This window comes from Temperatibacter marinus, assembly GCF_031598375.1.
In the GTDB taxonomy this organism is placed as follows: Bacteria; Pseudomonadota; Alphaproteobacteria; order Sphingomonadales; family Kordiimonadaceae; genus Temperatibacter; species Temperatibacter marinus.
The window spans coordinates 728,085-748,180 of record NZ_CP123872.1 but is presented as its reverse complement, the minus strand read 5'-3'; the positions used below and the strand labels follow the sequence as shown (position 1 = coordinate 748,180).

Here is a 20,096-nt window from a genome sequence, read left to right as displayed (position 1 = left end):
CAAATCTTATTAAGTAAAGGTCTTTATGTGATAGCGTTTTTCCTGATCAGGGGCAATTAAAACTCCCATCGTAATTAGGAATTGTGCCAAATAATAGCTCAGCCAAATGACAGTATTAGACCAATCTGGGAGGCTTAGGAACATGCGTCCAGCAATGAAAGCGTCTGAGATGAAAAAGAGCATAGAGCCTATGCCAACAAGAATGAAAGGATATCTAGATAGCTGAGCACATGAGACCATGCCTGTTAAAATTACCATATAGCCGATGATTAAATATTGCATTTCACCTAAGCTGTCATAGAGCAATATTGCAACAATTGTTGTCAAGGCCCAAGCGAGAGAGGCGATATTCAACCGAATTTTCGCAAGATCCTGAAGGTGTCGTCTGTTGCGCAAGAAAAGAAGCATATAAAAAACATGCGCCACCGAAAAGCCGGCTATGCCGTAACTGAGTTTATTGTCAAAAGGCAGCTCTAGGCCAATATCTCCTGCGGCGGAAGCAAAGAGAGCCAGGGCTAAGATTGCATGATCAAGGGTGCGAAAATTAAACAGGGCATAAACACCGAGAAGAGCCACAGGTAAGCCCTTAGCCACCAGTGACCATGTGAGAGTATCCGGGAAGGATTTAAGCTCATAAACCACAGCAGCAATAATGGATAAAATTAAAATAATACTGCCGAAAAACTCTAAAATCGGTCGTTTTTTCTTTGTGAAAATCCGCGTCATAACTTACCTCTTTGTGCCCAATGTTTACTATTGCAAGGGAAAATGATTTTTTCAAGGACTCCCTAAAAATTTAGCGACTCAATGTGATGTCGATTGAGGGACATCTTGCTCGAGAGGTTTTAATATTTTGATCATTGGATAGTTTAAAAGGCTTACAATCAGTAAAATTTCTGCCACATCAAGGGGCAGATCTAGCACAGAACCAAGCTTTAGTATAAGCAAAGCTGCGACAGCCCCCAAAACCATAAATACAGAGTTCATGACGTTATTGGATGCAATGGTCCGCGAACATTTATCAGGATCACTCTGGTGCTGTAGTCGGGCATAGAGAGGGACTATAAACATTCCCCCGGCAGCGGACATGCCCAAAATGGCCAAGCCCATGACCCATGTGATAGGGTTCTGTATGAAGGCCCAAACCGAGATTAATGTTCCGTCCACAGGCTGTTCAACCGCAGTGCTATACCAAACGAGTGTCCCATATAGAAAAATGCCACAGAGTAGAATGATCACGAGGCTTTTTCGTTGATATATGCCTGATATCTGACCTTTTAGGATCCGGTTGCATAAAATTGAGCCGATGCCGATTCCCACTGTGAAGAGGGCCAAAATGGCTGTCATACCATATTCGTCCAAATACAGAAGCGATCGAGCCATTGGTGTAATTTGCGCTAAAAATACAGAGCCAAACATCCAGAACCAGCTGGTTCCTATAATTGACAAAAAGATGATCGGATTGCTTTTGGCTTCTCTGAACTGCGTGCGGGTTTCGGCAAATATATTTTTCCTAATTCGAATGTCAGGCGCGGCGCGTGCCGTCTTTGGAATGAAAAGGGCTGTGATAAAGCCTAGCACTGCAATACTAATGGTGCCCATAGCAGCGAGGACTATCCCATTTTCAGCTAAGATAAGCGGGGCCCCGAACAGCGTGCCGAGTAAAATTGCCAGAAATACACCGGCTTCCATTAAACTATTTGCAGGTAAAAGCTCATCTTTTTCAAGGTGTTGTGGTAAAATGGCATATTTTATGGGTCCAAAGAAGGTCGATTGAAGCCCCATGCCGAAGAGAATGATCATCATTAACACGATATTCCCAGTATAAAATCCATAAGCCCCAATAATCATTAAACCTATTTCCCAGAGTTTAATGAATTTTATCAATGTGGATTTTTCATATTTGTCAGAGAGTTGCCCTGCCAGTGCACTGGCGAGGAAAAAGGGGAGCATAAAAAGCCCTGCGGCAATGTTAGACAAAAGGGCTGCCTCTGATGAACTGCCTGTTGCCAGCACATAAACAATGAGTGCCAACATGGCCAATTTGTATAAATTGTCATTAAATGCCCCTAGGAATTGGGTGATAAATAGGGGGAGAAAGCGTCGACTTTTCAATAATCGAAATGTCGATGAGTTATTTTTTTCAGTCACTAGCGCGCCCCTTTTCCACCTCTATGAGGGCACACTCTACCGAATGTATCAAGCAGTTACAAGAAGACTATGGTCATCTTGAAAGCACGGACTTTATGTCTAAAGTATTGCTATTGTGACTTTTTTGTTACATAGGAAAAATTTTGCAGCGCAACATTAAGATCGGCGTTGATATTTTCTCCATTCAAACCCTGTAAACTGGTAATACAGGAAAGAATTCTGCCAAGTGTTCTCAGGAATTTCGGGTGTTCTCAGGAAGCTTGTGCAGAATATAAAAGGGAAAAATAATGCCGGAGAATAACAAAATGATAAAATTACCACGTCAAAGAGCGACAGCCTTACTGACAACAACAGCAATGGGGTTAACACTAACACTGGCTGCTCCACAAGTTGCAGCGCAAGATAATGATGAAGCTTCTCTTGAGGAAATTACTGTTACAGCGACACGTCGTGCTGCAAGTATTCAATCAATACCGTATAATATTTCTGCCATGTCAGGCAATGCCCTAGAAAATTTTGGTGCACGTGATCTGACAGAAATTTCTCGCATGGTTCCAGGGATTCAATTTATTGATACAGGCGCGCGCCAAAACGGAAAATTGATTATGCGAGGTCTTTCTGATGGCCCGTTGCAGGCTGCTGAAAACCAGGGCTCAGGAACAACAGTTTCTCGCTATATGAATGAAACGCCTTTGACGGCGGACATCAAGCTTTTTGATATTGACCGCATCGAAGTTCTTCGTGGTCCACAAGGGACACTTTATGGACGCGGGGCTATGGGGGGTACGCTTCGTTATATTACGAAGAAGCCTGTCATGAATGACGTCAGCGGCGAAATGGATGCTGAATTTTATCTCACAAAAGACAGCGGTTCTGTAAGTCAAGAATTTACAGGTGTTGCCAATGTCTCTTACTCTGACAATTTTGCTGTCAGAGCAGCAGTTAACTATCTGCACGATAGTGGCTTTGTGGACTATAACTATGTACATTTAGTGCCGGGCGTTTCTGACGCTCCGAAGCCAGTGGAAGACAATAACGGCGAAGAAACACTGAATGTTAAAATCGCCGCGCTGATGAAGCTTTCTGAAGAGACTGAAATTTCGGCCAGCTATTATATGCAAGATCAATTTGCTGAGGGCCGTCAGGCGGTTAATCCAGACTTTACTGGTGAAAAATATGTTTCAAGCTTGCGTTATACTGAGCCGCGCTGGAACAAAGATGAGATCTTTAATCTGGAAATTAGCCATGAAGGCGAAGACCTTTCTGTGCTCTCTAGTACTTCTTATTCTAAATATACAGGGGATGGGCGTCGCGATCAGACAGATCTTCTTCTGTTTTTATGGCCTGGTTATGGTGATTTCGCACAATTCTCTAGTTTTACAAAGGAAGAAGCTGAGTCTGAAACTTTTGTTCATGAGACACGGGTTCTCTCGAATAATGAAGGTGCCTTAAACTGGATTGCGGGACTTTACTATGAACATGATAGCGGTCAAAACCGATCTCGTGAATATGTCCCAGGATATCTTCAGTGGGCTGGGTTTACGACGGGTAATGGTGCTCTGGAATATGATAGTTACGGAGATGACAGTTTTGAAGAAAAGGCTGTTTTCGGTGAAATAACATATGATTTCTCGGATCAACTTCATGTGACAGTTGGCGCTCGTTATTTTGAACAATCTGTCAATATTAAAGAAAGTTGTACTTGGCTTGTCCTTCTTGATTCTGCACCAGATTGTGTCGATCCTAATGAAGGCGGAATTAATGACACAGTCTTTAAATTGAATGTATCTTACGATGTTTCCGATGATGTTCTTTTCTACGGTACTGTTGCTGAAGGGTTCCGCCGTGGAGGCATTAACAACATTAAAGATCCTCTGGATAGTGAGCGTACTTATGGGCCAGACCGTGTAACAAACTACGAGTTTGGTTGGCACGCTAAATTGCTTGATAATAAATGGGTCTTCAATGGTGCTGTTTTCTATGTGGACTGGACGGATATTCAAATTGATGCCAAGTCAGTTAACACAGCTGAAAACATTACAATTAATGCCGGAAAAGCCAGTTCTAAAGGGATGGAACTTGAAGGCAAATATGCACTAAGCCAAGCTTGGACCGTTGGGGCTTCTTATACCTATACAGACGCTCAGATTGAAGAAACAATCATGGATGCGGGTGTGATTGAAGGCAATAAGCTTCCTGGGGTGCCTGAGCATCAGTGGTCTGCTTACTTTGATTTCTCTACAGACTATGATGGGGGCACTATCTTTGCTAACGGTAGCCTCTTCTACCGCGGCAAAGCAAAAGCACTTGTCAATAAAATCGCTATGTTTAACAACACGGATCAATTCACAATGGATGATTATGTTTTGGCAAACGTAGCAGCTGGATATAACAAAGATAATTGGAACGTTCGTGTCTATGTGAATAACCTGTTTAACAAGTTTGCAATAACAGGGGGACGCGGTGCGCGTCGCTATGGAGATCAAGGTCAATTCTTCTATGTTGTCTCGCCTCGGACAGCGGGTGTATCTTTTGGATATGACTTCTAAGCTTTACCGCACACTATAAATAAGTATGATGGGATCTTAATCTATTAAGATCCCATTTTTTTGGAATATATGGTGAAACATAATCAAATTCGATCCCGCCTCCATGCTGGTTATCAAGCGTATGACCAAGGGCAATATCAAGAAGCTAAACAGCATGGCATCACAGTACTTGCCCTTGATGCAGGTGCCGTTGAAGCTCATTTCTTAGTAGGCCTAGCCTCTGTTGAGTTAGGGGATTGGGGGACAGCGAGAAAAGCTTTTGGAACTGTTCTTGGTCTTGATCAAAAGCATGCGCGTTCTTGGGTTTATTTAGCACGCACTTTGTTGATGACCGGTGAACATGCAGATGCATTAGCCTCCGCTGAAAATGCTGAAAAACTTGGTCTTATTAACGCCCAAGACTTTGACAGTCTAGGAGTCATCTATGCGCATTTAAACCAGCATGAGAAAGCACTGCAACAGTATGATCAAGCGCTCAAGTTGAAGGATCAGTCAGCGATTATCCATGTCAACAAAGCCAGCAGTCAAACTTTCTTGGGACAAAGTGAAGCTGCGATTGACAGTTTAAATCAAGCCTTAAAAATAGACCCTGCCCATGCCAAAGCGCATTGGATGCTCGCCAGAAGTCAAAAAGCAACATCAGAGGAAGATCTCGATCCAATAAAAGAAACATTAAAAGCCTCTAATTCTCCGCAGGATGTCGCGATGTTAGCCTATGGCCTTGGGAAGCTATATGAAGACCTAGGGGCTTGGGATCAAGCTTTTACTACCTATGAAAAGGGCGCGAATGCCAAGAAGGCGTTCGTTTCTTATGATGCAGCCGGGGAGGCACAATATTTCCAAGCTCAAATGAAAGCTTGGACGCGTGAACATGTTGAGTCAGTCTGTCGCCAAAATGACCAACAGGAAAGTCCAATTTTTATTGTGGGGCAGCCGCGAACAGGTACAACTCTTGTTGAACGTATTCTTGCCGCGCATTCGGAAGTGACGGCGGCAGGTGAGTTGCCCTATGTCGCCATGTTAGCCAATCAATTCAGGTCAGCACCCAAAGCTTTTGGCGAAGCTTATTTAAACTGCGCGCGTCCATTAAGAGGGCAAACGCGACTATTCATTGATAAATTGCCTGAAAATTATCAACATCTAGGCCTCTTAGCGACGGCCTTCCCCAAAGCGCGTTTCATCCATGTAAAACGACATCCTATGGACAGTTGCTTTTCCATGTATAAGCAGCTTTTTGCTGAGAGTTATCCCTATTCATATGACTTTGAAGATCTTGCTCGGCATTATGCACACTACCAAGGTTTGATGGATCATTGGCATAATGTCTTGCCAGACCGTATACTTGATCTTGCGTATGAAGACCTGGTGAGAGATGTTGAGGGGTCCGCGCGGTGTCTTTTGGATCATGTAGGGTTGGACTGGCAAGAGGCTTGTGCATCGCCTCATAGAACAGAAGGAACCGTTGCGACTGCCAGTGCTTTGCAAGTTCGGGAAAAAGCCCATACAAAATCTATTGGAGTGTGGCAGAGATTTGAAAAAGACCTTCAGCCTCTCTATACTCAACTGAATCAATTGAATATCAAAGGTTTATAATGAAGTTCGTTCTTACTGTTTTACTTTCAATCGCCTTCTCTATGTCGTCCCATGCTGGGGTGAAAGAAAGAAAAATCATCACTAAGTTAAAGGTCGATGATCTTGGGGCTGGTCGACATGAATTCTATTTTAAGGCTGGATACCGTAACACGGGAGACGCTCTCCTGATCCCTGTTATTGTCTTTAAAGGCACGAAAGAGGGACCGCGTTTGATGCTGACAGCGGCTGTTCATGGTGACGAATTGAATGGTATTGGGGTTCTTCATAGATTGGCTGCAGAACTTAATCCTAAATCATTAAAAGGAACGGTGATTATGGTACCCGGGATCAACCGGACGGGCCTAGAAAATAACAGTCGCTATTTTCACGAATCTAATGGAGGCGGATCTCACACAGATTTAAATCGTGTTATGCCGGGTGAAAAATATGGTCATGCGGGCGAGCGCTTTGCGTATCATGTTTGGCACTATCTATTAAAGAATAACGCAGATAAGGCCATAGACCTTCATACCCAAACACGGGGGACAGCATATCCGCTCTATGTCTTTTCTGACTTTAGAAATGCGGCGGCAAAAAAGATGGCCTATCTATTAGGGCCGGACCTGATCAAGGAAGACAAAGGGCAAAAAGGCACAGTAGAGACAACATTCGTGACTCATGATATACCAGCCGTAACATTAGAAATTGGCGCGCCCAAAATATTTCAAAAAGATCTTATTAACCGCGCCATTATTGGCATCAAACGCGTCATGAAAAAGGATGGCATGATAAAAGGAGAAACTCTTCCGGTTGCTAGAGTGAAGCCTTATGTGGGCACAAAGTCCACAACTGTTTATACCCACACGGGAGGCATTTTGATGATGAAAGTCGCTTTGCTCGATCACGTGAAAGAGGGGCAGGTCCTCGGCTGTATTAATGACCCCTTTGGCCATAAATTAAAATGTTATAGAGCGCCTCATAAAGGCGTCGTTTTAGCAGTCTCCACGGATCCTATGCGAGAGCCTGGATCAATGGTTGCACGTCTCTTAAAATAGAGAGGCTTAGTGATGCGTGAAACGAGAGTGTGTCATCTTCATGATCATGATTGCTTCTCGGATACGCCGCCAATCTCGTCGCATTGATCGTGAACTATCTGTATCTAGAGATTTATCAAAGGCAGCTAATTGCTGAGCTGCATAGACTTCGGCTTTATCGCCCATCATTTCAAATAAGTGGGAGGCATAGCTATGAATATCGCGTTCTTTCATGGTCTCTTCCTTATAGATTGGAACCTTAACTCGAAACCTGAACTCTCAACAAACGACTCGTTACAGAATTAAGTATAGCAAAATCAATGCATGCTGTGTATGACATTCTAGCTAAATCCCTTTGTGTAAGAGGTGCGCATAATTAAAATTTGAAGAAAATCCAACAGTGTTTCGGATGCGTAAATAGCAGGAATAATTTCGAATAAGAATAGGAAGTTTAATGAGTGATTTTAAGCCTAGTGACCACCCAAAGGTCCACCGCAAAAAAACCGGTGTGCTTCTCATTGCCCTTGGCACACCGCTTGAGTTAACGAAGAAATCACTGCGATCTTACCTTTCTGAATTTCTAGGTGATCCAAGGGTTGTTGAATTTCCTAATCGCTTTCTTTGGAAGTTAATTTTAAACGGACCATTGCTAACCCTTCGTGTGCCTAAAAGTTTAAAGGCTTATGCTAAGATTTGGGATTATGATCTGGATGAATCTCCTCTGCGGACAATAACCCGTGAGCAAGGGGAGAAATTAGCACAAGACTTTCAAGAGCGATACGGCGACACCGTGAGGGTTGATTGGGCCTTTCGGTATGGCTCTCCTTCTATTGAGGCAAAATTGGAAGAGATGAGAAAAGCTGGCGTTGAGCGTCTCGTTTGCTTTGCGCTCTATCCGCAATATAGTGCCAGCACCACGGCCAGTAGTTATGATGAAGTCTTTCGAGTGCTTGGCACGATGCGGTGGCAACCAGCCATAAGAACAGTACCGGCTTATTTTGAAGAACCTGTCTTTATTAAAGCTTTAGCAGACTCAGTGAAGCAGTCCCTAAGCACATTAGACTTTGAACCAGATCATATAGTAGCCTCTTATCATTCAATCCCTAAAGAGTATTGGGATAAGGGAGATCCCTACCCTTGCCACTGTTTTAAAACATCTCGGTTGTTGAGTAAAGAAATGGCATGGCAGGACGATTTCTTGCTGACTAGTTTTCAATCCCGTGTTGGACCAAAAGAATGGGTCGGCCCAGAGACGGAAGCTCTTACCATTAAACTGGCACAACAAGGCGTGAAAAAACTTGTGGTTTTAACCCCTGCCTTTAGTGCGGATTGTTTGGAAACTTTGGAAGAGATTAATATGGAACTTCGGGAAATCTTTCTTGAGCAGGGGGGGGAGAAATTTCATATGATTCCATGTTTAAATGCATCAGAAGCTGGAATGAAAATGATTTCAACTCTTGTTCAGAAAGAAGCCCAAGGCTGGATTTAATTATTTCTTACCGTCAATTCCACGAACTTCGACAAAAATTTCGACATCGCCTGCTTTTTTAAAAGTCAGCGTTACGGGAAAAACATCGCCTTTCGCCAATGGCTTGGTCAACCGCATCATCATGATATGATAGCTTTGGGGCTTAAGCCGAAGTATTTTCTTTTTTGGGAGAGGAAGACCGCCATCTACAGGCGCCATCATCATCATATTATTCTCCATCTTTGAAAGATGGATTTCAGTAACTGCAGCAATTTTTGAGGAGACCGAAACAAGATGATCATCATGATGACCGATATTCTTGATGGTGAGATATGCGGCCGCACTCATGGTACGACCAAGGGTCTCTCTAGCCCAGACATTACTGATTTCTAGAGAATCTTTATGGCCATCGTGGGCCATGCTAGCAAAGCTACTCATAAGCATCATAAGGGTGATAAGGAATTTCATTCTTGGTAACTTTCACTTTTATTGAATAGGTTTCTCAGGCTGTGTTCAACCATGCACGGTAGATTTATGAGCAATCCGTTTCTTGGGCAATTTGATCCATCGATTTGATGAGTTCGTGAAGGATGTCAGGTTCAAAAGCTGAATGGCCAGCAACATCTACAATCTTTAATTTTGCCCAAGGCATCGCTTTCTTCAGTTCATAGGCACTGACAGGAGGACAAATTGCATCGTAACGACCTTGGACGATTGTCGTAGGGATGTTCTTAAGTTTATATGTGTCTCTTAGGATTTGATTATCCTCTTCAAGCCAACCTTTATGAACAAAATAGTGAGCCTCAATTCTTGCAAAAGGCAAGGCAAAATACGGATCCCTTGCTTGCTCAATTTGAAAGCGGTCTTGAACAAGAGTGACTGTTGAAGACTCCCAAACAGACCAAGCTTGTGCGGCCTCTAATTGCCTCTCTAAATCATCGCCTGTGAGGATGTCATAATAGGACTGGATAGGCATTTTACGCTCTTCTTCGGACAGAGGAGCGAGAAATTCATCCCATGCTTCTGGGAAGATACTACCTGATCCAGGGCCATAAAACCAATCCAGCTCTTTTTGACGTAGAAGGAAGATCCCTCGCAGAACCAAGTTTAATATTTTTTCAGGATATTTCTCTGCATAAAGCAAAGCTAGAGTGCTTCCCCATGAGCCGCCAAACACAATCCACTGATCAATGTTTAAGTGGAGACGAATAGCCTCCATATCAGCCACTAAATCCCAAGAGGTGTTATTTTCTAGACTTGCATGCGGTCTGCTTTTACCACACCCCCGCTGATCGAAGAGGATGATATGATATTTCGAAGGATCAAAAAACCGACGTTGCAATGGCGAAGTGCCGCCGCCTGGTCCCCCATGTACAAATACCACTGGGATACCGTATCGGTTACCCGATTGCTCTAAATAAATCTCGTGACCCGCACCAACACTCAGGTGAGAGGCGGCAAAAGGCTCGATTGGTGGGTATAAATTTCTTTTCATAAACAGCTCTCAGTCAAGGCTAATCCCTATGACTGCCTTCACGCTCAATCAAATGATCTTCGATAAAATTAAAAGAGACCAAATCATCTGCATCAATAGGAGCATCTGCAAACGGCATTTTGACTGCATGGGCTTTAATCTTAAAAATGGAACTGGCTTTGCGAGCAAGGCCATTTAAGGTAATCAGACCAAATCTATAGAGGAAGAAGGCCCAGACCCCTATCATGGGTAGCATTGCCCGCCTTTTCTTTTTATTGCCAAACTGCCCCCCACCCTTAAAGAGCTCAACAGAAGACAAAGCCGCTTCAGTACAGATGGCATAGATATTACAATTGGACCAAACCCCATCAATCAATTTGTGCTGGCCCGTAATCTTACCGGTGCCAGGATAGGTCTCTTGGACAAGAAGATCTGGCGTCATTGCCCAAGCCGCTTCAGCTTTCTTGTCTCTGACTTCATTCATGAAATAGTCGATAATATCGACAGTATGGAAGCAATTATCAGCGGTTGTAATCATGTAGGGCATCTTCTCAGTGCCTAGAGTGCGAATGGCAGAAAGGACACTGCTAGAAAGCGTCTGTTCTGATTTAATATATGTTAGTTTGCCGCTTTCCTGTAATCTTTTGACTTCAGGAAGATTTTCAATGATGGCATAGTCCTCAAGGATAAGGGCTATGTGGCCGACATTGTCTGACTGATCTAATACAGTCAAAACACGGTCTACCATAGATGATCCATTAACCTTGATCAGGCATTTATGAGACACCCCAAAATGTTCAGCAAGGGGATTAACGATACCTGGACGCTGGGCAGCGAGCACCAAGGCAGTATATTTATTTTGTGGCATAAGGGATATGATCCTTATTCTTTCTCTTATTTTGTTTATTCCTAATGCTTGACAGCCTGTCGTGCAACATATATCCCGCATGATTAATCAACTTTGCTATAAAAAAAGCTTAGAAACTCTTGTGAAGGCAAAAAATCCATCACATTGAGAAAAAATATGATATATAAACCCGCGAATTGTCTTCTAATGCAAATTCGCATGAAGGGTAGATGAAGTAGTAATAAAGGATATCCCTATGTCAGGCATTTCCCTGGGTCATATGTTATTTGATGAAGGGGCGCCTCTTCGATTAAAGGAAGAGGATAAAGCGCGTCTCAAAGTATTATTTCTTGCGAAGCATGCCCTTGCTGGCGGGAAGTTTGATAAAAATGATGGCATACATTCGCTCTATCATGACGAAATCAAACACTGTCTAGAAAATTTGGTTGACGATCTTGCTGTTCAAAACAGTTATGAAGCTCTCTATGAAGCATCAGATCGTAACTTTATCTTTACTCTCTTTAATCGCGGTGGATTTAGAAACAGTGAAATTCTCGCCTCTTGTTTAAGTGAATATCATTCTACACCCTATTTAGGCGCACCGCCGTCAATGCGGGGTTTTGCAGATGACAAACATCTGACGAAGCTACTATACGGTCAACTCGGTATTCCAACACCGCGCTGGCAAATTTATCGTACCAGTGACTTATCAGCGCCTGCGCCAAGTTTTGAAGCCGACCGCTATGTTGTGAAACCGAATAACAGTTCGGCCTCTTGGGGCATCAATCACGGGACAGACTGGGACGATCTCAGGCCGTTTGTGCAGGAATTACTGCGCAATAATCATGATGTTATTGTGGAAGAATATGTTCCTGGAGAGGATGTAACGGTACCATCAGTTGGGGCCGGGCGCCCTTGGATTTTGTATCCCATGCTCAATCCTAGTCAGGATGATTTGAATATCGTGACATATGAGCAAAAGCGTGGCTTTAAAGGGGGATCTTCCATTGAACTCTTTAAAGAGAGAGAGGCCTTCCCGGAACTCGTAGAGTATACCAAAAAATGCAACACCATGATCTGGCCCTATGATTATGGCCGTTTTGATTATCGGATTGAACCAAATGGCAAAGTCTGGGCTCTTGAATTTAATCTAAGCTGTAATTTAGGACAAGGCAGGGCAATAGTAGAATCCGCCAAAGAGTTGGGCTTTAGTCAGCAAGACATTGTAGAAAGTGTCCTTGCAAATTCTGTTGAGCGACAACGTGTCATGTTTGAAGCGGTTTGCAACGGCGAACAAATTCGCTGGCAAATGTAAAGCAAGCGACAGTGTATAGAACCCCGCTACTTGCGGGGTTTTTTATGGCTCATTCTCGTCCTCCATTAAAATTCGATGAGCCGCCCCTTCCAAATCGTCATATTGGTTATTTTTTACAGTCCACATAAAAGCAGCAAAACCGATAAGGCCAAGAATGAGTGCTAAGGGGATTAAGATGAGTAAAATATCCACTATAGTTCCTATCGATTTGCTTGAATTGCACGGACCAACCGCAGCCTGAAACTATTGGATATTACCACAAGCGAAGATGATGACATAGCAATGGCTGCGATCATAGGTGTCACATAGCCCAAAATCGCGAATGGGACAGCAATCATATTATAAAGGATAGCTAACCCAAAGTTTTGCTTGATTAGGCGGGCCGATAGTTTGGATGTGAGCCATGCGGTCTTCAGGGGGGATAGAATCACGCCTTGAAAAACGATGTCGGCTGCGTTCTGACTGATGTCGATTGCTGTGCTCGGTGACATGGAGACATGCGCTGCGGCAAGAGCAGGTGCATCATTTAAGCCATCCCCAACAAAAAGGACTTTGTGGCCCTCTTGTTGAAGATTTTCTACAAACTGTGTTTTATCTGAGGGTTTCATGTCCGCGTACCAGCTTCGTATACCGACTTTTTCTGCGACAGTCAGAACCTCTGAACTTCTGTCTCCCGAGAGAAGATGGACGGTTAACCCTGTCTTTTGAAGAAAGGTGATCAGCTCAGCACTGTCTGTTTTCAATTCATCCTGAAAAACAAAACGATAGGGATCAAGGCCCGGGCCTTTTAGCCAGAGTTCCGCCCCTTCAGAATCACTGTCGCTAGAGATATGAAGCCAGCGCCTGCTCCCCAGTTGGTAGTGTTTACCCTCCCATTCAGCTTGAAGACCGCTGCCAACTTTTTCTTGAACAGTTAAAGGAAGTAGTTCGCCGTCATATTGAGCAGCTAAAGCACGAGAGAGTGGGTGACTACTCTGTGCTGCCATACTGGCGGCCAATTGCATTATTTCTTGAGGGTGCGACGGGGAAGGGAGAGTGAGGATGCCCTTTGTAAGCGTGCCGGTTTTATCAAATATCACCGTATCAATTTCGGCCAATTTTTCCAAAGCATCACCGGACTTTGGAAGAATGCCATGCCGCATCAATAAACTGCTGGCAAGAACTTGGACAACTGGAACTGCAAGCCCCAAAGCACAAGGGCATGTGATGATCAAAACTGTAACCGAATGAAGCAAAGCAACCTGCCAAGGAATTGTGGTAAAGAGGACCCAAAAGAGAAAAGTTCCGAGTGCTAGGGAGTGAACAGCAGGTGTATAGAAGCGCGCTGCACGATCTGCTAAGCGAACAAAACGAGCATTCCCTTGTTCAGCAGTTTCCATCATGCTCACAATGGTATTTAGCAAGCTTTGTTCTTTTTTGCTGGAGACTTGAATCTCTAGGGAAGAACTGAGATTGGTTGTTCCAGCATAAACCCGATCGCCTTTTTGGCTTGAGACAGGAAGACTTTCTCCAGTAATTAAGGACATATCAATATCGCTTGTCCCGTTTAGAATTGTTCCATCTGTTGGGATATTTTCCCCTACATTCACATAAACAATCATCTCTGGCATCACTTGATCTAAGGGGATCATGTCAAAAGAATTGCCAACCTTGATGCGTGCTTGACCGACTAATTTTGAGAGCAAATTTGCGGCACTTTCCCTCGCTTTCCCTCGTGCTCTTGCATCAAGATATCGCCCAATGAGAAGAAAGAAAAGAAGCATGACGGCGCTATCAAAATAGACATGTTCGCCGTGATTGATAGTCTCAAAAATACTCATGCAGCTAGCAAGAATAATGGCCAGCGAGATAGGTACATCCATATTTGTATAGCCTTCCTTTAACACTGACCATGCTGACTTAAAGAAAGGTTGTCCTGCATATGCCACTGCAGGCAGGGCAATAAGGGCAGAGACCCAGTGGAGAAAATCTCTGACTGCAAGCCCCATAATATCACTAGAGGAAGTCCAAAGACCTACGGATAAGAGCATAATATTACCAGCTGCAAAGCCAGAGGCAGCTATAGCCTTAAACAGGAGCTTCTCTTCTTCACTTTTTACGCCTGATAGTGCCACTTGATCCAACGGGCGAAGGGCATAGCCCATTGCTTCAATCTGCCGACAGGAGGTGTCTCCTAAATGCTGCTCGCCTCGCCAGGTAAAGGACAGACGCTCCGTCGACATATTCACACGAGCCGACTGAATATGACGCTGAGAAAGAAGCTTTTTTTCTATAGCTTGAATACAACTGGCACAGTGCACACCTGAGATAGAGAGGGTTACTTTAAAACTACCATCTTCTAACGCTTCAGAAAATTGAGATAATGACGTTTCATAGGGTTCATTTTTCAGTATAACCTGAGCTGAGTGACAGCCTTCACAGCAATACTCACGACCGTCAGGGCAAGCCTCGCCGCAGTGAAGACATTCCGATCCCATTTGATCTACTGAATTATCAGGCGTGTCGAAGTTTGATATAAGGTATTCTGCCATTTCACATAAATCCTAACGTCCCATTGCCCAGGCAGAGGAAAGGTTAATTTCTTTCCATAGCCGCCTTGTCCCCTTTGCCCGAGCGAGAGGGACAAATCATAGTCCCCGCTTAAGGGGCGTGTAATCTCTGCTCGGACTTCAGCATTAGAAATTGCCTTGCCCTTGTTATCTTGTATAGTTGCAAGCAAAACGCCATGAAAATATTCAATTTTAGTGTTCCATCCAAGAAGGTTTTGAGCTTCAGCCTCTGCGACAACTTGATTATAGGCCAGTCCTTTTTCGTAAGCGTTTTCTACTTTTAATCCTGTGTGAGTCCGCGCTGCAGAATAGATGAAGAAGGCATCAACTGAAGCAAAGGTCAGAAAGAATGCGATCAACATAAAAGCAAATTGTTTTCCAGAAAGAGGCTTTTTAATCCCTTTTTCAGAAGTCATCTTTTCTTCAGTCATCATATTTTTTACTCACGAAAATTGTTTCATAGTGATCTGTGAGCCCTGTGAAAGGATCTGTTAACGTCACAGTGATTGGAGTGCGGGGATTTTGTTGAGCAGGGGCCATTACAAAAACCCTGAAATGGGCAACGCTATCCGCAAAAACAGGCAGGGCAATCAGAGAATAATTGCCAACGCCTTGGACTTTGGTTGTGATCCCATCAGCGCCCTCAAAGGTCACTTTATACATTTTATCATGGTGGGTCTTGTTTAAGATTTTGATGTCGTAGCCATTTCTGATTGTCCCGTCTGAAAGAGTGACAAACAGTGGATTACGGTCATGAATGACATGGAGATCAAGGGGGCTGCGCGTAAGTAATCCATAAAGAATGCCGACACTAACACTGACTAAAATTCCTACATACCATAGCGTTCTCAAACGCAGATAGTGCGGTTTAACACTGGGAGGTGACCCATTGGGGCGATCTTCTCTAAAGCCTCTGTCTGTGTCATAGCGGATTAAGCCATGGGGTAAGGATAATTTATCCATCACAGAATTACATGCATCTACACAGAGACCGCAGGCAATGCATTCCATTTGCAAACCATCCCGAATATCGATGCCCATGGGGCACACCTGAACACAAGCTGTGCAATCGACACAATGTCCGCGTTTCGTGAGATCTTGGCCCTTTTTTAATTTACCGCGGGTTTCGCCGCGACGGTCGTCGTAGCCAATAACCAAACTGTCTTGGTCAAACATCGCCGATTGGAATCGTGCATAAGGACACATATATGTACAGACTTGCTCGCGCGCAAAACCTGCCATTAAATAGGTCGACAATGTCAAGGCTATGATCCAACCCATAACGGAGGGTTCTACGTCTAAATGGAAGATCTGATCCAATAGAACATAGGCATCATTAAAGTAAAAAACCCAAGCTCCACCTGTACCGAGGCTGATTAGAAGCCATAGGGCATGAGTGGTCAGATATTTTCTAGCTTTTTCTAGGGACCATTTTGATTTGGCGAGTTTTAATCTAGCATTTCTGTCGCCTTGAACAAAGCGCTCGACCCAGACGAAAAGGTCAGTCCAAACGGTTTGGAAACAGAGGTAACCACACCAAACGCGTCCAAAGAGACTGGTTAAGAAAAACAATCCGATGGCTGCGACAATTAAAATCCCTGTCAGAAAGTATACTTCTTGAGGCCATATCTCGATGAAGAAAAAATAAGCACGGCTATCAGCCAAATCAATCAGGATTGCCTGATCTGGAGCATTTGGGCCGCGATTGTATCTGAGAAATGGAGCCAGATAATAGATACTTAACGTAATAAGCATAGCGAGCCATTTAAGTTTTCGAAACTTTCCCCAGACCCGTTTAGGAAAAATCCGTTTTTGCTTTTCAAACAGCTGAAGGGGCTGGTCTGTACTAAGTACAGGCTTTTCATGCTGATCAGACATTGTATGATTCCCTTTTATCAATTGATGTCAGATTATGCTGATTAGATGAAGGGGGCCTTGACCCCCATCAAGTAGTCGGGCGTCCTGAGTTACATTTCACCGCCGCCTAGAGAATGAACATAAAGCGAAAGCTGACGAATGGTTTGCTTGTCTAAACGAGAGTGCCAAGCAGGCATCATACCGTGCTTTGGGCGTTTGATTTGGGCAATTATGTCGGCGCGAGTGCCCGCATAAAGCCAGATAACGTCCTTCAGGTTAGGACCGCCCATCTCTTGACTACCTCGACCAGTATCACCGTGACACGAGGCACAGTTATCTGCATAGGCAGGGGCACCAGCAGGCTGGTCCGATAAGATGAAGTCTGTAATCATTTCAATGGTATTTTGATCCAGCATCTCATCGAATGGCGGCATTTCGTTATAGCGCGTTTCCTCATGGTCTGCGCGGATGCCATAGGCAATGGTCATTTCAATATCGTCAAGCGATCCTCCCCAAATCCAGTCATCGTCATTCAAGTTAGGATAGCCTGGTGCTCCAGCCCCGCCGGTACCGTGACACGTTGCACAATTGTCCTTAAAAGCAGATGCCCCTCCAGCCAGGCCAAAGGCATAAAGAGCTTCATTCTTCGTGATTTCACTATAAGAGGCTTTCTCAAAATCACTCAGATATTTTGCGCGTTGCTGCAGGATTTCAGCCTGACTTTCTTCTAATTGAGTATATTGTGTCCAGCCACTATTTCCTACTGTGCCGCCGCGCTCACCCTCGCCAGAAAGTGTGGGCCAAGCAGGGTAAACGACCCAGTAACCAATTGCCCAAATTGTGGTTACGAGCCAAACCATTAACCACCAACGCGGGGCTGGATTGTTCAATTCTTTAATGCCGTCCCATTCGTGACCTGTTGTTTCAACACCAGAATGGTCGTCGCGTTCAATTTTATCAGCCATGGGATTAGTCCTCCATCAGCGGAATGTTTTTGTGAGATTCGATTTCTTCTTTGACAGAAGGTCGAAAGGAACGAAGGGCAATCATGCAGAAGACTGAAAAGAAAAACAGTAGTCCGACTGTGCCAGAATTATCTGTGAGGAAGTCAATCATTTTCTGGCTCCCTTCTTTAGGCTTTCGGCTTTATAGTCTTTTAGCTCAGCCATGGTGCCTAGAACTTGTAAATAAGCAATGAGAGCATCCATTTCAGTGATCATGGGTTGACCATCAAAGTTACCAACATTCACCTTTTTATAGCGTGCCACTAAGCCTTCTTGGCTATCATGAGAATCCGCTGGCAATGCTTGAGCCAGTGCGTCAAATCGTGCATTTTCAATCATCTCTTCTGTATAGGGCACACCGATGCGCTTCAATGCTTTCATATGCACATGAATATCTTCAAAGTTAATCACATTATTTGCCAAATGCGGATACGGGGGCATGATGGACGCAGGGACAAGATTTTGTGGTTTGATCATATGGTCTACGTGCCATTCATCAGAATATTTACCTCCAACACGCGCGAGATCAGGGCCTGTTCTTTTACTTCCCCACTGGAATGGGTAATCATACATACTTTCAGCGGCGAGAGAGTAATGACCGTACCGCTCAACCTCATCGCGCAGAGGTCGAATTTGTTGAGAGTGACAGTTATAACAACCTTCTTTGAGATAAATATTGTACCCCGCCAATTCCAGAGGCGTATACGGGCGAATACCTTTGACAGGTTCTATGGTAGTTTCAATGCGGAAGAGAGGAAGGATTTCCACAATACCGCCGATACTGATCATGACCACTGTGAGGACCAGCATCAGGATTGAGTTGCGTTCAATTACTCCGTGTTTATGAAGCATGAGCCATCTCCTCATCATTTGTCAATTGCGCCTGCTGATCAGGCATAGCTGTGATTGTTTTGTAGATGTTGTAAACCATGATGCATCCGCCAGCCACGAAGAGAGCACCGCCCATTGCGCGGATGATATAGTAAGGATGCATGGCTTGGACTGTCTCGACAAAACTATATTCTAAGAAACCAAGGGAATCATATGCACGCCACATAAGACCTTGCATAATGCCTGAAACCCACATGGCGGTGATGTATAAGACGATTCCTACAGTAGAAACCCATAGGTGAGTATTCACCAGCTTCAAGGAGTATAATTCTTCTTTTCCCCATAGTTTTGGAACCATAAAATAAAGGCAACCAAAACTGATGAAGGCAACCCATCCTAAAGCGCCAGAGTGTACATGGCCAATTGTCCAATCAGTGTAGTGTGACAAAGCATTCACTGTTTTGATTGACATAAGGGGTCCCTCGAAAGTGCTCATTCCATAGAAAGCAAGAGAGACAATCATAAACTTTAAAACAGGATCTTCTCTCAATTTATGCCAAGCCCCTGAAAGAGTCATCATCCCATTAATCATTCCCCCCCAAGATGGCATCCAGAGCATAATTGAGAAGGTCGCTCCTAATGTCTGCGCCCAGTCAGGAAGCGCTGTATACTGTAAGTGGTGAGGGCCCGCCCAGATATAAATAAAAATTAGGGACCAAAAGTGTAGGATTGATAGGCGGTATGAATAGACAGGTCTATTCGCTCTTTTTGGCACAAAATAATACATCATACCAAGGAAGCCAGCTGTGAGGAAAAACCCAACGGCATTATGGCCATACCACCACTGTATCATTGCAGATTGAACACCGCCCCACAGTGGATAAGATTTTGTCCAACTCACTGGAATTGAAGCGTTATTAATTAAGTGGAGGATTGCAACTGTTACAATGAAGGATAAGAAAAACCAATTTGCCACATAAATGTGGGGCTCTTTACGATTGCGCAAAGTCATTAAGAAAACAATCAGATAGGCGACCCAGACTATTGTTAACCAGAGATCAGCATACCACTCAGGTTCAGCATATTCTTTCCCCTGTGTAACACCGGTTAAATAACCTAGTGCCGCGAGAACAATAAAGATCTGATAGCCCCAGAAAGTGAAGGTCGCCCAGCCGTCACCCCAAAGCCGGGTCCGGCAGGTCCGTTGCACAGAATAATAACTTGTCGCAAAAAGTACATTTCCCCCAAACGCAAAAATTACTGCGGATGTATGCAAGGGACGCAAGCGACCAAATGTGAAATATTCACCGAAATTTAATTCTGGGAAAGCCATTTGAAGGGCAATGAGTAAGCCAACTAAAAAGCCAGCCATGCCCCAAAAAACCGAAGCGATGGTGAATTTTTTAACCACGTCATTGTTGTATGTTCTTGTATCTGTCATTGAT

Annotated in this window: 19 protein-coding genes; 5 read left to right on the top strand and 14 right to left on the bottom strand. The window is 44.1% G+C overall.

The window, feature by feature from the left end:
* Positions 1 to 9 precede the first annotated feature (9 nt).
* Together QGN29_RS03405 and QGN29_RS03400 are read right to left on the bottom strand one after the other, a co-directional pair.
* Positions 10 to 726 carry a lysoplasmalogenase gene (locus QGN29_RS03405; RefSeq protein ID WP_310799269.1) on the bottom strand — a complete coding sequence of 239 codons (717 nt, stop codon included), beginning with the start codon at positions 724 to 726 and terminating at the stop codon, positions 10 to 12.
* Between the two features lie 78 nt (positions 727 to 804).
* Entirely contained in the window at positions 805 to 2,151 is a 1,347-nt protein-coding gene (locus QGN29_RS03400) for an MFS transporter (protein WP_310799268.1), read from the bottom strand.
* 287 nt (positions 2,152 to 2,438) lie between these two features.
* Between QGN29_RS03400 and QGN29_RS03395 the strand changes: the two genes are divergently transcribed.
* The 3 genes from QGN29_RS03395 (at position 2,439) to QGN29_RS03385 (ending at position 7,327) form a co-directional block, all read left to right on the top strand.
* Positions 2,439 to 4,700, top strand: a complete 2,262-nt coding sequence (locus tag QGN29_RS03395) for a TonB-dependent receptor (RefSeq protein ID WP_310799267.1) — start codon at positions 2,439 to 2,441, stop codon at positions 4,698 to 4,700.
* Positions 4,701 to 4,772: 72 nt separating this feature from the next.
* Complete coding sequence (locus tag QGN29_RS03390) at positions 4,773 to 6,293, top strand: tetratricopeptide repeat-containing sulfotransferase family protein (RefSeq protein WP_310799266.1); 1,521 nt, start codon at positions 4,773 to 4,775, stop codon at positions 6,291 to 6,293.
* On the top strand, positions 6,293 to 7,327 hold the full coding sequence (locus QGN29_RS03385) for a succinylglutamate desuccinylase/aspartoacylase family protein (protein ID WP_310799265.1): 1,035 nt from the start codon (positions 6,293 to 6,295) through the stop codon (positions 7,325 to 7,327). The genes QGN29_RS03390 and QGN29_RS03385 overlap by 1 nt, the downstream gene beginning before the upstream one ends.
* Positions 7,328 to 7,333: 6 nt before the next feature.
* Here the strand turns inward: QGN29_RS03385 and QGN29_RS03380 are convergent, their stop codons facing one another.
* The gene (locus QGN29_RS03380; protein ID WP_310799264.1) at positions 7,334 to 7,540 is read right to left on the bottom strand and encodes a hypothetical protein; all 207 of its coding nucleotides are present in this window, start codon (positions 7,538 to 7,540) and stop codon (positions 7,334 to 7,336) included.
* A gap of 220 nt (positions 7,541 to 7,760) precedes the next feature.
* Here QGN29_RS03380 and hemH point away from each other — a divergent pair, with 220 nt between their 5' ends.
* The gene (gene hemH, locus QGN29_RS03375) at positions 7,761 to 8,795 is read left to right on the top strand and encodes a ferrochelatase (protein ID WP_310799263.1); all 1,035 of its coding nucleotides are present in this window, start codon (positions 7,761 to 7,763) and stop codon (positions 8,793 to 8,795) included.
* Here hemH and QGN29_RS03370 read toward each other — a convergent pair whose 3' ends face one another.
* From QGN29_RS03370 to QGN29_RS03360, 3 genes are all read right to left on the bottom strand, one after another.
* Complete coding sequence (locus tag QGN29_RS03370; RefSeq protein ID WP_310799262.1) at positions 8,796 to 9,242, bottom strand: copper chaperone PCu(A)C; 447 nt, start codon at positions 9,240 to 9,242, stop codon at positions 8,796 to 8,798.
* 64 nt (positions 9,243 to 9,306) lie between these two features.
* Positions 9,307 to 10,269, bottom strand: coding sequence for a prolyl aminopeptidase (gene pip, locus QGN29_RS03365; protein WP_310799261.1), 963 nt, complete (start codon positions 10,267 to 10,269; stop codon positions 9,307 to 9,309).
* 19 nt (positions 10,270 to 10,288) lie between these two features.
* Positions 10,289 to 11,116: an NTP transferase domain-containing protein gene (locus tag QGN29_RS03360; protein ID WP_310799260.1), complete on the bottom strand. Its 828-nt coding sequence runs from the start codon at positions 11,114 to 11,116 to the stop codon at positions 10,289 to 10,291.
* A 235-nt stretch (positions 11,117 to 11,351) separates the two neighbouring features.
* Between QGN29_RS03360 and QGN29_RS03355 the strand changes: the two genes are divergently transcribed.
* Entirely contained in the window at positions 11,352 to 12,410 is a 1,059-nt protein-coding gene (locus tag QGN29_RS03355; RefSeq protein ID WP_310799259.1) for an ATP-grasp domain-containing protein, read from the top strand.
* Positions 12,411 to 12,452: 42 nt separating this feature from the next.
* Here QGN29_RS03355 and ccoS read toward each other — a convergent pair whose 3' ends face one another.
* The 8 genes from ccoS to ccoN all read right to left on the bottom strand — a co-directional run bounded on the left by ccoS (position 12,453) and on the right by ccoN (position 20,092).
* The gene (gene ccoS / locus QGN29_RS03350) at positions 12,453 to 12,602 is read right to left on the bottom strand and encodes a cbb3-type cytochrome oxidase assembly protein CcoS (protein ID WP_310799258.1); all 150 of its coding nucleotides are present in this window, start codon (positions 12,600 to 12,602) and stop codon (positions 12,453 to 12,455) included.
* An 8-nt stretch (positions 12,603 to 12,610) separates the two neighbouring features.
* Positions 12,611 to 14,941 (bottom strand): copper-translocating P-type ATPase, encoded by a 2,331-nt coding sequence (locus QGN29_RS03345; protein ID WP_310799257.1) that lies wholly within the window; start codon positions 14,939 to 14,941, stop codon positions 12,611 to 12,613.
* Positions 14,893 to 15,393, bottom strand: coding sequence for a FixH family protein (locus QGN29_RS03340; RefSeq protein WP_310799256.1), 501 nt, complete (start codon positions 15,391 to 15,393; stop codon positions 14,893 to 14,895). Before QGN29_RS03340 ends, QGN29_RS03345 begins: the two co-directional genes overlap by 49 nt.
* Positions 15,383 to 16,837: a cytochrome c oxidase accessory protein CcoG gene (gene ccoG / locus QGN29_RS03335; protein ID WP_310799255.1), complete on the bottom strand. Its 1,455-nt coding sequence runs from the start codon at positions 16,835 to 16,837 to the stop codon at positions 15,383 to 15,385. The genes QGN29_RS03340 and ccoG overlap by 11 nt, the downstream gene beginning before the upstream one ends.
* Before the next feature lie 89 nt (positions 16,838 to 16,926).
* Positions 16,927 to 17,781 carry a cytochrome-c oxidase, cbb3-type subunit III gene (gene ccoP, locus QGN29_RS03330; RefSeq protein ID WP_310799254.1) on the bottom strand — a complete coding sequence of 285 codons (855 nt, stop codon included), beginning with the start codon at positions 17,779 to 17,781 and terminating at the stop codon, positions 16,927 to 16,929.
* 4 nt (positions 17,782 to 17,785) lie between these two features.
* Positions 17,786 to 17,932, bottom strand: a complete 147-nt coding sequence (locus tag QGN29_RS03325) for a cbb3-type cytochrome c oxidase subunit 3 (protein WP_310799253.1) — start codon at positions 17,930 to 17,932, stop codon at positions 17,786 to 17,788.
* Positions 17,929 to 18,672, bottom strand: a complete 744-nt coding sequence (ccoO, locus tag QGN29_RS03320) for a cytochrome-c oxidase, cbb3-type subunit II (RefSeq protein WP_310799252.1) — start codon at positions 18,670 to 18,672, stop codon at positions 17,929 to 17,931. Before ccoO ends, QGN29_RS03325 begins: the two co-directional genes overlap by 4 nt.
* Entirely contained in the window at positions 18,662 to 20,092 is a 1,431-nt protein-coding gene (gene ccoN / locus QGN29_RS03315) for a cytochrome-c oxidase, cbb3-type subunit I (RefSeq protein ID WP_310799251.1), read from the bottom strand. The genes ccoO and ccoN overlap by 11 nt, the downstream gene beginning before the upstream one ends.
* Positions 20,093 to 20,096 lie beyond the last annotated feature (4 nt).

Bases quoted from the DNA above. Each gene is read 5' to 3' on its own strand.
- QGN29_RS03405 (WP_310799269.1), bottom strand. From the start codon at position 726: ATGACGCGGATTTTCACAAAGAAAAAACGACCGATTTTAGAGTTTTTC.
- QGN29_RS03395 (WP_310799267.1), top strand. From the start codon at position 2,439: ATGCCGGAGAATAACAAAATGATAAAATTACCACGTCAAAGAGCGACA.
- QGN29_RS03385 (WP_310799265.1), top strand. From the start codon at position 6,293: ATGAAGTTCGTTCTTACTGTTTTACTTTCAATCGCCTTCTCTATGTCG.
- QGN29_RS03380 (WP_310799264.1), bottom strand. From the start codon at position 7,540: ATGAAAGAACGCGATATTCATAGCTATGCCTCCCACTTATTTGAAATG.
- hemH (WP_310799263.1), top strand. From the start codon at position 7,761: ATGAGTGATTTTAAGCCTAGTGACCACCCAAAGGTCCACCGCAAAAAA.
- QGN29_RS03370 (WP_310799262.1), bottom strand. From the start codon at position 9,242: ATGAAATTCCTTATCACCCTTATGATGCTTATGAGTAGCTTTGCTAGC.
- pip (WP_310799261.1), bottom strand. From the start codon at position 10,269: ATGAAAAGAAATTTATACCCACCAATCGAGCCTTTTGCCGCCTCTCAC.
- QGN29_RS03360 (WP_310799260.1), bottom strand. From the start codon at position 11,116: ATGCCACAAAATAAATATACTGCCTTGGTGCTCGCTGCCCAGCGTCCA.
- QGN29_RS03355 (WP_310799259.1), top strand. From the start codon at position 11,352: ATGTCAGGCATTTCCCTGGGTCATATGTTATTTGATGAAGGGGCGCCT.
- QGN29_RS03345 (WP_310799257.1), bottom strand. From the start codon at position 14,941: ATGGCAGAATACCTTATATCAAACTTCGACACGCCTGATAATTCAGTA.
- QGN29_RS03340 (WP_310799256.1), bottom strand. From the start codon at position 15,393: ATGATGACTGAAGAAAAGATGACTTCTGAAAAAGGGATTAAAAAGCCT.
- ccoG (WP_310799255.1), bottom strand. From the start codon at position 16,837: ATGTCTGATCAGCATGAAAAGCCTGTACTTAGTACAGACCAGCCCCTT.
- ccoP (WP_310799254.1), bottom strand. From the start codon at position 17,781: ATGGCTGATAAAATTGAACGCGACGACCATTCTGGTGTTGAAACAACA.
- QGN29_RS03325 (WP_310799253.1), bottom strand. From the start codon at position 17,932: ATGATTGACTTCCTCACAGATAATTCTGGCACAGTCGGACTACTGTTT.
- ccoO (WP_310799252.1), bottom strand. From the start codon at position 18,672: ATGCTTCATAAACACGGAGTAATTGAACGCAACTCAATCCTGATGCTG.
- ccoN (WP_310799251.1), bottom strand. From the start codon at position 20,092: ATGACAGATACAAGAACATACAACAATGACGTGGTTAAAAAATTCACC.